This is a genomic window from Microbacterium sp. LWO14-1.2, from assembly GCF_038397715.1.
Classification (GTDB): Bacteria; Actinomycetota; Actinomycetes; order Actinomycetales; family Microbacteriaceae; genus Microbacterium.
The window spans coordinates 450108-463024 of sequence record NZ_CP151633.1 but is presented as its reverse complement, the minus strand read 5'-3'; the positions used below and the strand labels follow the sequence as shown (position 1 = coordinate 463024).

Genomic DNA, 12917 nt, shown 5'->3' with positions numbered 1-12917 from the left:
CGATGAGGAGCGACGCGGCGGTGTGGCCGGGCATCGCCCCCGCTGTGCTCGTGTGCCTCGCCGCCCCGGCCTTCTTCGTGCTGCAGACGCCGTGGCTCGGCTGGGCCCTCCTGGCCGTCGGCATCCTGTCGGCGTGGCTCGTGGAGAGGACTCGTCCCCGGGTGCCCGACCAGGTCGTCAGCGTGGGGTCGCGCCGGGAATCCGCACGCGTGATCGGCGTGCGCCGCGAACCGTCGCTCACCCGCGATCTCTCACTCATCGCGCTCGGGATGCTGATCGTCAGCGTCATCCCGCTCGCCGCCGAGCTCGACAACCTCGCGATGCTGCGCTTCACGCTGGCTCTGGGCGGAGCTGTCGCCGTGCCGTACCTCGTGTCGCGCTTCGTGTTCCGCGACCGCGCGATCAGCTTCCCGTGGCGCTCGGGCACGCGCTGGGGCCGACTGCAGTGGGGCTGGCTCGTCGCCGTGCTCGTGCTCGGCTGGCTGATCCTGCCGTTCTACTTCATCACGAGCGGGGTGTACCAGAACTGGCCCGTGGTCGACACTCCCGACCTCATCGCGCGGCTGTTCGTCGGCGTCGGCGCGGTCGGCATCTGGGACGAGCTGTTCTTCATCTGCACGGTGTTCGCGCTGCTGCGCCGACACTTCCCCGACGCCCTCGCGAACGTGCTGCAGACGATCGTGTTCGTGTCGTTCCTCTGGGAGCTCGGCTACCGCGCATGGGGGCCGGTGCTCACGATCCCGTTCGCACTGCTGCAGGGATTCATCTTCCTGCGCACGCACTCGCTCGCCTACGTCGTCACCGTGCATCTGCTGTTCGACGCGGTGGTCTTCGGAGTGCTGGTGCACGCGCACAACCCCGGTCTGCTGCCGATCTTCCTCGTCTAGCCGGCGGTCGCTCGATACGATCGACTCATGCTCATCGTCGGTCTCGTCCTGGCAGCCGCTGCCGCTGCCTTCCACGTCTTCATCTTCGCGCTCGAGTCGCTCAAGTGGACGGAGCCCGAGACCCGCAAGATCTTCGGCGTGCCCAGCGAGGCCGATGCCATCACGATGAAGGGACTCGCCTTCAATCAGGGGTTCTACAACCTCTTCCTCGCCCTGACGACGCTGATCGGCATCGGTCTCGTGATCGTGGGTGCGCCGACCGTCGGGCTGACGCTCGTCTTCGCCGGCACCGGGATGATGGTCGCGGCCGCCCTCGTGCTCGTGCTCTCCGACCGCACCAAGGCCCGCGCGGCGGCCATGCAGGGCACCCTTCCGCTGCTCGCGGTGATCGCGACGGCCATCGCCGTCGCGATCGGCTGACGCCGCTCGCGGATCACGGCAAGGGGGATGACATCCCCGCGGCATGCGGCCACACTCGTTGCATGGCCGACTGGGTGCTGCACGTGGACATGGACCAGTTCATCGCCGCCGTCGAGGTGCTGCGGCGCCCCGAGCTTGCCGGTGTGCCCGTGATCGTCGGCGGACGCGGCGACCCGACCGAGAGAGCCGTGGTCTCGACGGCCTCGTACGAGGCGCGCGCCTTCGGCATCGGGTCGGGGATGCCGTTGAAGATCGCCGCGCGCAAGGCTCCGGACGATGCGGTGTTCCTGCCCGTCGACCACGAGGCCTACGAGTCGGCGTCGGCGCAGGTGATGGAGACGCTGCGCGGGCTCCCCGGCGTCGTCCTGGAGGTCATCGGCTGGGACGAGTGCTTCCTCGGCGTTTCGACCGACGACCCGGAGCAGGTCGCGCGCGAGGCGCAGGCGGCGGTGCTCGAGGCCACCGGCCTGCACTGCTCGGTCGGCATCGGCGACAACAAGGTGCGCGCCAAGATCGCGACGGAGTTCGGCAAGCCCCGCGGGGTGTTCCGCCTCACCGAGATGAACTGGTTCGAGGTGATGGGAGAGCGCGCGACGCGCGAGCTGTGGGGCGTCGGGCCCAAGGTGCAGAAGCGGCTGGCCGCGCACGGCATCGACACGGTGCGGGACCTCGCCGACGCGGACGAGTCGGAGCTCGTCGCCGAGTTCGGGCCGCGCATGGGCGTCTGGTACCACGGGCTCGGCTCGGGGATCGGACCGGCCGTGGTCGACGACACGCCCTGGGTCGCGCGCAGCCACAGCAGGGAGAGCACCTTCCAGCAGAATCTCACGACGCCGGGCGAGGTCGAGGCCGCGCTCGCCGATCTCGCCGGGCAGGCGTTCGATGACTGCGCCGCGGAGGGACGCCCTGTGATTCGCGTGAATCTGAAGGTGCGCTACGCGCCGTTCGAGACGAAGACCTTCGGTCGCAAGCTGACCGCGCCCACGATGCAGCGGCAGGACGTCGTCGCCGCCGCCCTCGCGCTGGGCGCCACGCTGGATGCCGACCGCGAGGTGCGTCTGCTGGGCGTCCGTGCGGAGATGGCGATGCCCCAGGGCGGGGACGGCGTCGAGCGCACGCCCGTGCGCGGTCGCATCTGAGGACATCGCCGCCCCGGCGACGGACTCGGGGTCACTCGCGCATCACGGCGGCGATCGCACTCACCTCGATGACCGCGCCGGGGACGGCGAGCCCCGCGACGAGAGCCGCGCTGACGAGAGGCGGCGCCCCCTCGCGTGCGAGCGTCGCGGCGACGGCGCCGTAAGCGGCGCGCAGATCGGCATCCTGATGGAGATAGATCGTCCAGCTGATCACGTCGTCGAGCGAGGCGCCCTGTGAGGCGAGAGCCGTTCGGGCATTCTCGACGGCGCGGAGCGCCTGTTCTCCGGCGTCGTGGGATACGACGGCGCCGGTCTCGTCGACGCCGTTCTGACCGCCGACGTAGATCGTGGTCGCGCCCGCAGGCACGACCGCGACATGACTGAAGGCGGGGCTGACGACGAGCCCCGCCGGTTGCGTGAGTGTGATCTCCATGACCCGAGTGTGCCCCGGGGGTCGGACATCACGGTGACCGGATGCGGGGGCGGATCCACCCATGGCGGATCCGCCCCCGTCCGATCAGCCGACCTTCCTCACCGTGTAGGCGAAGACGTCGGTGCGGAGGACGTCGCCCGAGGTCTTGACGATCTCGATCGTGTGCTCCTTGTCCTTCAGTCCGGAGACCGCGAACAGCTTTTGCGAGGTGAGCCGCGTCGCGTGATGGGTGTCGACGGTCTCGACCTTCGTGCCGTCGACGTACACGTCGACCGTGCCCTGATCGGGACCCTTCGGCGCGATCCACGACACCGCCGTGCCACGGAACGTGAAGGACACCCTGTCGCCATCGGTCGTCGTGGAGTGCACGTCGTCGAGGTGGTCGCCTGCGAAGGCGAAGTCGAGCACGGCGTCTCCGACCGGGAGGGTGGCGAGGTACGCCGAAGCGAGCGTCACCGTGCTCCCGTCGACCGTGTAGTCGACATCGCGCTCGAGCGCCCCTCCGCCGACGCTGATCGAGCTCAGGGCGCTCGGGTCGCGCAGCAGATCGACCGACACGTCGGCCGGTGCCGCCTTGTTGAAGGCGCCGGACGTCGTGCTCAGCTGGCTGTCGAGCGTGACGACGAGCTTGTCGAGGAGCATGAACGAACCGGACTTCTTCACGACGCGCAGCGTGTGGCTGCCGCTCGGCAGGTCGGACACGCTGTACACGACCTGCTGCGACAGTCGACCGTCGGACGGATCGAGGTACGTGCTCACGGTGTCGACGAGCTGCCCGTCGAGGTACACCTCGACGTCGCCCTGCGACTCGTGCTTCTCGGTGACGTACTGGATGCCCGTGCCCTGGAACGTGTACTGGAACGCCGCGCCGTTCGCCTCGGCGTAGTGCACGTCGTCTCCGTGATCGCCGAGCCCGCGGTTGCTGCTGTAGCCCCACGACCCGCTGTAGGCGATCCGCGAGTCGTCGTCGTTCAGCGTGACCGTGACGCCGGTGGCCGGCGGGTTCGGGGTACCGCCTCCCGGGGTGTCGGTGACGGCGACCGTGAACGGCTGCGACGTCGCCGGCAGCTCCGCGCCGCCGTTGCGCGTCCACTCGCCGGCGTACGTGACGCGCAGGGCGTCGTCGTTGACCGTCAGCACCGACTGCTTGGCCGGCGTGACCTTGAGCAGGCGCACGCCGTGGATCGGCACGCTCTCGGCCGTGAAGCTGCCGTCGGCGGTGCCCAGGTTCTTCCGCGACCACAGGTCGCGGACCTTCGCCGATCCGTCGAGGCCGATGTCGGCGAAGTCGACCGTGATGTCGGCATCCGCTCGTCCGAGGTTGTAGAGCGCGACCGTGTAGGTCCCGTCGGGGGCGAGCGAGTACCAGACCTGGTGCTTGGTCGCCGTCGAGACGGGGCGGGCGGGGACGCCCGCCTGGTTGACGGCGATGACCTCGGGGTTGGTCACGAGCTCGAGTCCGTACTGATCGAGGTTCGTGAGGTCGTTGCCGAGGTAGAACGGGGCGGCGGCCGTGGCCCACAGGGTGGCGGCCGTGCGGCGCTCGTCCTTGGTGAGCCCGTCCATCTTGCCGTTGCCGACGTTGAGGGAGTCGAGGTCGTTCCACCCGGCGGGGCCGCCGTGACGCCACCAGTCTGAGAGACGCGGGAACAGGCGTGCGACGTTCTCCCACGTGGTCAGCGCCTCGTCGCCGCAGTAGCACTCGACGTCCCAGTCGACGCGCCAGCCGTCGGCGTACTCCTTCCAGTAGTCGGCGTAGTCGATGTCGACGGCCCAGGACAGCTCGAACCAGATGTCGTTGCGCGCGAGCGCCTGCGACCACGCCGCGACCTCTTCGCGGGCGTCCATCGACAGATCGCTCACGCCCGATCCCGGGGTCACGCTGTCGAACTTGATGAAGTCGACGCCCCAGTCGCCGAGCAGGTCGGCGATCGAGTCGATGTACTTCGTCGTGCAGGGGTTGTCGAAGTCGAGTCGGTAGCCGAAGCCCCAGTAGTCGCCCTGCTGGAGAGGCTGCTTGAGCAGGTTCTCGGTCGTGCAGCCGGGGGCGTTGTAGATCGGGAGGGCCTTCTGCGCCGTCTCGAGGCTCATGCCGGGGATCAGGTACAGTCCGACCTTCTGGCCGTTGCCGTGGATGTGGTCGATCACCGCGTCGAGGCCGTCGGGGTAGAGCGTCGCGCTGGGGATGGGGCGGCCGTACTCGTCCTGCCCGCCGTTCCATCCGGCGTCGATGTTGATGTACTCGTAGCCGAACTTCTGCAGCTTGTCGTGCATGGCGTCGGACTGCGCGATGATCTGATCGGCGGTGATCCACTGCCCGCCCTCGTACACCTGCATGCTGTAGCTGCTCCAGCCCATATAGGGGCCGGATGCCGAGAGCGGCGAGACTCCGACGCCCTGGCGTGGCGCCGCCTGTCCTGCGCTCCGGCGCGCCGACTCGTCGTCGGGGGCCGGCTGGCTCGGCGCGGTCTCGCTCGGAGCCGGAGTCGCGGACGGCGCGGGGGCTGCCGTCTCCTCCGCGGGCGGGGGCGTCGGGTCTGCCGTGGTCGGCGGCGCGGAGGCCTCGGTGGGCTCGGGTGACGGGGCGGTCGTCTCCGCCCAGGAGGCGCCGGGTGCGAGGCCGACGGCCAGCGCGGTCGCGGCGAGCGCCGCCGTGACCGCGGCTGCTCGCCGGCGCTGTCGATGGGTCTTCATGGTGTTCCTCTCGTTCGACTGCTCTGTCGGGGATGGGAAGGGGTGATCAGTCGTCGATGCGCCGGAGGTCGATCAGCATCGACTGCTGCGGGTTCAGGGTCGGCAGGGGCACGCCCGCCTCCGCGAGCACGCTGCCGGGCAGGCGCACGGCGCGGGTGACGGCCTCGGCGACCCAGGCCGGATCGTCGCCCTGGTGGCGGCTGGCAGCGCCGAGATCCTCGCGGATCCGCACGTCGTACTGCGCGTCGCGGTCGAGGCCGGGCAGACGCACGCGCCCCGACTGGCCGGAGGACGACGTGGTGAAGCGGCTCCAGGTGTAGAGCGCCGACGAGCCGTCCTGCGCGACGAAACCCGTGAGTGCCGTCGCGTCGTCGACGAGGTCGGCGTTCACGACGAGGCCGCTGTGCAGCAGCGGGCGGAACTCCCGGTACATCGCGGCCCAGCGGGTGATGACGGCGAGCTCGTCGTCGTCGACAGCGGTGAGATCCTGCTCGATGCCCGCGTGCGCGGTCAGCGCCGTGGTCAGCCGGAACGCGAGGTCGGTCGTGCGTGCCGTGGTGTGGGACCGCGCGGCGCCCACGTGCGAGCCGATCAGCTCCGGCGGCACGACAAGGCGGGTCCAGCGCTCGATGCGCCCCCGCTCGACGGGATCGTTGCAGTCGGAGGCCCAGACACGGTCGGTGCGGTCGAGGATGCCGAGGTCGATGCGTCCGCCGCCGCCGGAGCACGTCTCGATCTCGAGGGTCGGATGCCGTCGGCGCAGCTCGTCCAGCAACCGGTAGAGGGCGACGGTCTGGCGGTGGACGCTCGGGCGGTCGCCGTCGTCGGCACGACTCACCGCTTCGAGCAGATCGCGGTTGTGGTCCCACTTCAGGTAGTCGATCGCGTGCTCGCGGACGAGGGTGTCGATGCGATCGAGCAGGTACTCGAACGCCTCGGGGCGGGCGATGTCGAGCACGTACTGCGAGCGGGATGCCGGACCCAGACCCTCGGCAGGACCGAGCACCCAGTCGGGATGCGCCCGCGCGAGGTCGGAGTCGAGGTTGATCATCTCGGGTTCGAACCAGAGCCCGAACTGCATGCCGTGCGATCGCACGAGGTCGACCAGGGGACCGAGCCCGTGCGGCCAGACCCGCTCGTCGACGTACCAGTCCCCGAGTCCGGCGTCTGCCTCGCGCCGCCCCCGGAACCAGCCGTCGTCGAGCACGATCCGCTCCACGCCGACCTCGGACGCTCGTTCGACGAGGGCGGTGAGACGATCGAGGTCGTGGTCGAAGTAGACGGCCTCCCAGGTGTTGAGCACGAGTGGCCGGGAGGAACGGGGGTGCGCGGCGCGCGAGCGGAGACGACGGTGCAGCCGGTCGGCCAGCCCGTCGAGTCCCGCGCCGGACCAGAGGAACAGGACCGTCGGCGCGTCGTAGCGGTCGCCGTCTTCGAGGATCACCTCGCCGGAGTGCAGCTCCTCACCCGCGCCGATGACCGAGGAGAACGCGCCGGCGCCTTCGGTCAGTCGCTCGGCGAGGTAGCGCTGCTCGCCCGACCACGCGAGATGCACGGCCCACGTCTCGCCGTGCCCGAAACCGAAGCCCGGCGTGCCGGCGGCGAGCAGGAACGGGGAGTCGTGGCCCGGCTTGCCGCGGTGAGCGGAACGGAGGTGTGTGCCGAAGGCGAACGGCATCCGCTGCGGGGAGCGCTCACGGCACCACTTGCCCGTGAAGTCGAGGATCTCGGCCGCCCGCTCGGGGAGCGGCAGCAGCGCGACGACGCCGTCGAGCGTGTACGGCGCGTTCGAGATGCGCGGACTGAGCCCGGCATCCCGCACGATCGTGGTGTCCACAGCGAGGACGCCGTACTCGTCGAGGTGGTAGCGGAGAGTCGTGCGCAGGCCGGTCACCGAGTCCTCGAACTCGAGGGCGATTCGACCTCCGCGCATCGGGTCGCTCGTCTCGATCTCGTGGGCGACGAGGCGCGGACGGGGAGTGGTCGCCCTACCCTGCGCGTTGCCGGCGATGGCGGGTGTGCCCGACCAGCCCTCGAACTCGGTCGGGAGGGCGGAGAAGGTGCGCGGGACGTCGGGGGAGTTGTTGAGCTGAGCCGGCCCGGAGGTCAGTTCGAGGGCGGATGCCGTCGCCTGATCGATCGCGCCGAGGTCGGCGCCCCAGTGGAGGATGCGCGGGATCGGCGCGGCGAGCTGGATGACGAGGGAGGCGCCTGCGGCGCGGAGTGCGACGACGGCGTCGACACGGGAAGTCATGGGATGAGACCCTCCGATAGTTACTTGACATCGTCAATAAACCACGTCCGCGAAGCAGGCGCAAGCACGCCGGCGAAATCGGCGATGCGAAAATCGTCGTTGCGATTTGCGGGAGGTCGTGATTTTATTACGACGTAAAGTAATCCTGCCCCGGGAGGGCGAACATGAAGCTCAGTGCTGAGCACGCACCACCGACGGCGGTCGCCCCGACCGGCCGACGAACCTCGATACGCGCACGATTCCGCCGCAGCCTGCGCCGCTACTGGCAGCTCTACCTGCTGCTCCTCGTGCCCATCGTCTGGTTCATCGTCTTCCGCTATGTGCCGATGGCCAACGCGGTCATCGCGTTCAAGAACTACAACCCGATCGACGGCGTGTGGGGGAGCCCCTGGGTGGGCTTCGACAACTTCGCGAACCTGTTCCGCAACCCGGTCTTCCCCCGGCTCGTCGGCAACACGTTCCTCCTCGCCGGCTACACGCTCATCGCGAGCTTCCCGCTGCCGATCATCCTCGCCCTCGCACTGAACGAGGTCCGGCTGAAGTTCTTCAGCCGGACGGTTCAGCTGGTCACCTACGCGCCGTACTTCATCTCCACGGTGGTCGTGGTGTCGATGACGATCCTGCTGCTCTCGCCCCGGGTCGGGCTGCTGGGGCGGACCTTCAGCTTCTTCGGCGCCGGTCAGGTCGATCTCCTCGCCGACGCGGACTTCTTCCGCCACATCTACGTCGCGACCGACATCTGGACGACGACCGGATACTCCGCCGTCATCTATCTCGCCGCCCTCGCCTCGGTCGACACCTCGCTCTACGAGGCGGCGAAGATCGACGGCGCCTCCCGGCTGCAGAAGATCTGGAACGTCGACATCCCGGCGCTGCTGCCCACGGCATCCATCATCCTGATCCTCGGAGTGGGCAACATCATGGCGATCGGGTTCGAGAAGGCGTTCCTCCTGCAGAACGCGCTCAACCTCTCGACCTCCGAGATCATCCCGACGTACGTGTACAAGACGGGCATCCTCAATGCGAACTTCAGTCTCGGGGCGACGATCGGACTCTTCAACGCCGTCATCAGCCTCGTGCTGCTGCTCGTGGTGAACACGGTGTCCAAGCGAGTGACGGGGAACGGACTGTGGTGACCGCGATCAACACCGAGGCGCTCCTCACCGAGGAGATCGTCGTCGCCGAGAACAGGAAACGCCGGCCGAGGCGCGACCCGCTCGCTCGAGGCGTCAAGGTCAAGGAGACGAGAGCGGACCGCGTCTTCGTGGTCGCCGCGTACATCCTTTTGTCCGTCTTCCTGCTCGTGGTCCTGCTCCCGCTGCTGAACATCGTCGCCAGCTCGCTGTCGAGCCCTCAGGCCGTGTCGTCGGGTCGGGTGCTGTTCTGGCCGGTCGACTTCACCGTCCGCGGCTATGCGGAGGCCTTGGGCAACCCGGCGATCCTGCGCGGCTTCGGCAACTCCGTCTTCTACACGGTCGTCGGCACGCTCATCAGCGTGGTGGGCACGGTCGCCATCGCGTACCCGCTCTCACGGGCGCAGCTCTTCGGCCGGAAGGTGATCACCGGCGGAGTGGTCTTCACGATGCTCTTCACCGGCGGCGTGATCCCGATGTACCTCGTGGTGCAGTCCCTCGGCCTGCTCGACACCCGCTGGTCGATGCTGCTCCCCAACGCCATCGGCGTCTGGCAGGTCATCATCGCGATCGTCTACTTCCGCTCCTCCGTCCCCGACGAGGTGTACGAGGCCGCGCAGCTCGACGGGGCATCGGAACTCCGCATCCTGTGGACGATCGTGGTGCCGCTCGCCAAACCCCTGCTCGCCGTGATCGCCCTCATGTACGCGATCATGCAGTGGAACTCGTACTTCGACGCCCTGCTGTACCTGCGCGACGCCGACCTGCAGCCGCTCCAGCTCGTGCTGCGGGGCCTCCTCATCCTCAACGACGCCGGCGGCGGCGGTGACGTCGCCGAGCAGCTGCGGCGGCGCGAGCTGGCCGACCTGCTGCGGTACTCGACCGTCGTCATCGCGACCATCCCGATGCTCGTCGCCTACCCCTTCGTCGCCAAGTACTTCAGCAAGGGCATCATGATCGGCGCCGTCAAGGGCTGACACGGCCCCCTCGAACCCACCACACACACCCGCACCTGGAACCGGTCAAAGGAGATTCCGGAAATGACACACCGCAACACACGGCGTGCGATCGCCGCCGTCACCGTCGTCGCGACGGGGCTGGCGCTCGCCGCCTGCACGTCGCCGAGCGACGACAACGGCCAGCTCGTCGCGTTCGGCCCGCAGGGCGACAACGGCTCGCTCGAGGACAACGAGTTCACCCAGCTGCTCGAGAAGAAATTCGACATCGACTTCGACTGGCAGACGACGACCTACGACGGCAGCGTCGCGGGCGAGAAGCGCCAGGTCTCGCTCGCGAGCGGCGACTACCCCGACGCGTACTTCCTCGTGCCGTGGGTCGATGCGTTCTCGCGCAGTGAGGTGCTCAAGTACGGCCAGCAGGGCGTGCTCGTGCCGCTCGGGGACCTCATCGACGAGTACGCGCCGAACCTCAAGAAGCGCTTCGAGGAGAAGCCCGACTGGGAGCAGTCGGTCACCGCGCCCGACGGTCACATCTACGCGATCACCCAGTTCACCGAGTGCTTCCACTGCAGCTACCCCTCGAAGCTGTGGATGAACACGACCTGGCTCGACAAGCTCGGACTCGAGCAGCCGACGACCACGGAAGAGCTCCGCGAGGTGCTGCGGGCATTCAAGAACGACGACCCGAACGGCAACGGCAAGGCCGACGAGATCCCGCTCAGCGCCTCGTCCGGTGAGCCCGTCATCAACTACTTCATGAACGCGTTCGCGTACGCGCCGTACGGCAGCCCGTCGAGCCCGCCGCCGATGGTGATGGACGACGGCAAGGTCGAGCTCTCGGCGACCTCTGACGGCTGGCGTGCCGGACTGCAGTACATCGCCTCGCTCGCTGACGAGGGCTTGGTCGACACGGCATCCTTCACGCAGAACGGCGAGGCGCTGCGCGCTCTCGGCGACAACGCGGATGCCGAGATCCTCGGCGCCGCCGCCGTGCTGCACCCGTACGAGATCGTCACGGCGGACTCGCCCGACGGCCGCGACACGCACTACGACGCCGTCGCGCCGGTGAAGGGTCCGGACGGCACGCAGTTCGCCACCTACCGGTCACAGGTCAGCCCGCTCGGCATGTTCGCCCTCACGAACAAGTCGACAGAGGAGGAGCGCATCAAGGCGATCAAGGTCATCGACTACCTGGTGACCGACGAGGGGGACCGCCTCGGCGCGATGGGACCCGAGGGCGAGGCCTGGGTCCCGGCGGAAGAGGGCGACGTCGCTCTGGACCCGGAGCTCGAGCCCACGTTCAAGCCGCTGACCTACGACGAGACGTCGAACGCGGCCTGGCGCTCGATGGGGCAGTACTGGGACTCGCTCGAATACCGCAACTCGCAGGTCGTGCCGGAGGACATCTACTCTCCCGACGGCTACGAGCGCCGTCTTCTCGAGGCCTCGCAGCTGTACGAGCCGTACGCGCCCGATGAGGACCTGCTGTTCCCCGACAACAAGCTCTGGCCCGACCCCGACACCTCAGCGGAGATCGCCGAGCTGCAGACGAACATCGCCACCTACATCACGCAGGCGCAGGCGGAGTTCGTGACCGGTCAGCGCGACATCGACGACGACGGGGCATGGCAGTCGTACCTCGACGACCTGGCGGGACTCGGCGTCGATCGCTACCTGGAGCTGCAGCAGAAGCTGTACGACGCGCTCTGAACCCCTGAGCGGATGCGCGGGACGGATCATCCGTCCCGCGCATCCTGCTGTGCGCGTTCGTTCGGCCGATGCGCGGCGAGCCCGACCGTCGACGGGCGACGGGGTCAGCGCACGAGAGACTGGATGGCGGCGGCGGCGGCGCCGCGGGCCCAGTCCTCGAAGGTGTGCGGCCGGGTGACGATGCGGCAGCGCACGGCCGCGCCGAACGCGTGCGCCTCGAAGGCGTCGCGCAGGGTCTTCTCGAAGAGATCGAAGTTCGACACCCCCTCGCCGCCGATGATGACGACCTCGGGTCCGGTGAGATTCACGAGGGTGGCGATCGCGGTGCCGATCAGGCGGGCGGCTTCGCGGAACGCGGCATCCGCCTCCGGCTGGCCCGCGTGCGCGAGCTCGACGGCCTCGGCGATCGCGACGGGGCGGCCGAGGGCGGCGGAGACGGCCGACTCGATCGCGGGCGTCGATGCGGCGGCCTCGACGCAGCCCCGGCGGCCGCACGGGCACACCAGCGCAGGGTCGGCGAGGGGCAGATGCCCGATCTCGCCGGCGACGCCGAACGCGCCGCTGACCACCTCGCCGTTCAGGTGCAGGCCGCTGCCGATGCCGCGGCCGATCGTGACCATCGCGAAGGATGCCGTGCCGAGGCCGACCCCGAACCAGTGCTCGCCGATCGTGAGGGCGTGGACGTCGTTCTCGAGGGTGACGGGCCACGGGACGCGCTGGGCGAGGAGGTCGGCGAAGGGCACGTCGGCCCAGCCCATGATGTTCGACTCCCGCACCATGCCGGTCGCTGTATCGACGTCGCCGGACACCGAGACGCCGATACCGGCGATCGCCGAGACGCTGTCGCCCAGCTCGCCCTCGAGAGCGGCGACGACCTCGACGATGGCGTCGAGCACGGTGTGCGGGTCGTCGGCGGGGAGCGCGCGGCGCTCACTCGCGAGGATCGTCGTGGCGAGGTCGGTGGCCACCGCGATCACCTCGTCGACGTTGACCTTGACGCCGATCATGACCATCGACTCGAGCACGATCGACACGGGGCTGACCGGTCGGCCGGGGGTGCCGTCGCGGTGCGAGGCGGGCGGGGCGTCGACGAGTCCCGCGGCGACGAGCGGGGCGACCGCCTTGGTCACGGCGGCCTGGGAGAGGCCCGTCTGGCGGGCGATGTCGATGCGGCTGATGGGGCTGCGCGTGAGGATCGTCTCGAACACCCGCGAACCGGCGTCGGACGCCGAGCGGATGAGAGTGGTGCGCGCGGCTGTGTCGTGATCCATCAGATCCTTCGGTTCGT

The 12917-nt window shown here is 69.1% G+C and carries 10 protein-coding genes; 6 read left to right on the top strand and 4 right to left on the bottom strand.

The genetic code is table 11. From position 1 onward, the window contains the following. Positions 1-2 precede the first annotated feature (2 nt). The 3 genes from MRBLWO14_RS02345 (at position 3) to MRBLWO14_RS02335 (ending at position 2446) form a co-directional block, all read left to right on the top strand. A complete protein-coding gene (locus MRBLWO14_RS02345; protein ID WP_341936142.1) occupies positions 3-887 on the top strand; it encodes a CPBP family intramembrane glutamic endopeptidase in 885 nt (294 codons plus the stop codon). Positions 888-914: 27 nt separating this feature from the next. After that, positions 915-1307: a DUF1304 domain-containing protein gene (locus tag MRBLWO14_RS02340; RefSeq protein WP_341934871.1), complete on the top strand. Its 393-nt coding sequence runs from the start codon at positions 915-917 to the stop codon at positions 1305-1307. 62 nt (positions 1308-1369) lie between these two features. Next, positions 1370-2446, top strand: a complete 1077-nt coding sequence (locus MRBLWO14_RS02335; protein WP_341934870.1) for a DNA polymerase IV — start codon at positions 1370-1372, stop codon at positions 2444-2446. Between the two features lie 31 nt (positions 2447-2477). On the opposite strand, the gene MRBLWO14_RS02330 is transcribed toward MRBLWO14_RS02335, so the two are convergent. The 3 genes from MRBLWO14_RS02330 to MRBLWO14_RS02320 form a co-directional block, all read right to left on the bottom strand. Then, positions 2478-2879, bottom strand: coding sequence for a RidA family protein (locus tag MRBLWO14_RS02330; RefSeq protein WP_341934869.1), 402 nt, complete (start codon positions 2877-2879; stop codon positions 2478-2480). A gap of 84 nt (positions 2880-2963) precedes the next feature. Then, positions 2964-5573, bottom strand: a complete 2610-nt coding sequence (locus MRBLWO14_RS02325) for a X2-like carbohydrate binding domain-containing protein (RefSeq protein ID WP_341934868.1) — start codon at positions 5571-5573, stop codon at positions 2964-2966. 46 nt (positions 5574-5619) lie between these two features. Next, positions 5620-7827 carry an alpha-galactosidase gene (locus tag MRBLWO14_RS02320; RefSeq protein ID WP_341934867.1) on the bottom strand — a complete coding sequence of 736 codons (2208 nt, stop codon included), beginning with the start codon at positions 7825-7827 and terminating at the stop codon, positions 5620-5622. 164 nt (positions 7828-7991) lie between these two features. On the opposite strand from MRBLWO14_RS02320, the gene MRBLWO14_RS02315 reads away from it, so the two are divergent. The 3 genes from MRBLWO14_RS02315 to MRBLWO14_RS02305 all read left to right on the top strand — a co-directional run bounded on the left by MRBLWO14_RS02315 (position 7992) and on the right by MRBLWO14_RS02305 (position 11629). Beyond that, a complete protein-coding gene (locus MRBLWO14_RS02315; protein ID WP_341934866.1) occupies positions 7992-8963 on the top strand; it encodes an ABC transporter permease subunit in 972 nt (323 codons plus the stop codon). Then, positions 8957-9937, top strand: coding sequence for a carbohydrate ABC transporter permease (locus MRBLWO14_RS02310; protein WP_341934865.1), 981 nt, complete (start codon positions 8957-8959; stop codon positions 9935-9937). Before MRBLWO14_RS02315 ends, MRBLWO14_RS02310 begins: the two co-directional genes overlap by 7 nt. A gap of 63 nt (positions 9938-10000) precedes the next feature. After that, positions 10001-11629: an extracellular solute-binding protein gene (locus tag MRBLWO14_RS02305; protein ID WP_341934864.1), complete on the top strand. Its 1629-nt coding sequence runs from the start codon at positions 10001-10003 to the stop codon at positions 11627-11629. Between the two features lie 104 nt (positions 11630-11733). Here MRBLWO14_RS02305 and MRBLWO14_RS02300 read toward each other — a convergent pair whose 3' ends face one another. Then, positions 11734-12900, bottom strand: coding sequence for an ROK family transcriptional regulator (locus MRBLWO14_RS02300; RefSeq protein WP_341934863.1), 1167 nt, complete (start codon positions 12898-12900; stop codon positions 11734-11736). Positions 12901-12917 lie beyond the last annotated feature (17 nt).

Coding starts and splice junctions, on each gene's coding strand:
- MRBLWO14_RS02345 (WP_341936142.1), top strand. CDS start 3: ATGAGGAGCGACGCGGCGGTGTGGCCGGGCATCGCCCCCGCTGTGCTC.
- MRBLWO14_RS02340 (WP_341934871.1), top strand. CDS start 915: ATGCTCATCGTCGGTCTCGTCCTGGCAGCCGCTGCCGCTGCCTTCCAC.
- MRBLWO14_RS02335 (WP_341934870.1), top strand. CDS start 1,370: ATGGCCGACTGGGTGCTGCACGTGGACATGGACCAGTTCATCGCCGCC.
- MRBLWO14_RS02330 (WP_341934869.1), bottom strand. CDS start 2,879: ATGGAGATCACACTCACGCAACCGGCGGGGCTCGTCGTCAGCCCCGCC.
- MRBLWO14_RS02325 (WP_341934868.1), bottom strand. CDS start 5,573: ATGAAGACCCATCGACAGCGCCGGCGAGCAGCCGCGGTCACGGCGGCG.
- MRBLWO14_RS02320 (WP_341934867.1), bottom strand. CDS start 7,827: ATGACTTCCCGTGTCGACGCCGTCGTCGCACTCCGCGCCGCAGGCGCC.
- MRBLWO14_RS02315 (WP_341934866.1), top strand. CDS start 7,992: ATGAAGCTCAGTGCTGAGCACGCACCACCGACGGCGGTCGCCCCGACC.
- MRBLWO14_RS02305 (WP_341934864.1), top strand. CDS start 10,001: ATGACACACCGCAACACACGGCGTGCGATCGCCGCCGTCACCGTCGTC.
- MRBLWO14_RS02300 (WP_341934863.1), bottom strand. CDS start 12,900: ATGGATCACGACACAGCCGCGCGCACCACTCTCATCCGCTCGGCGTCC.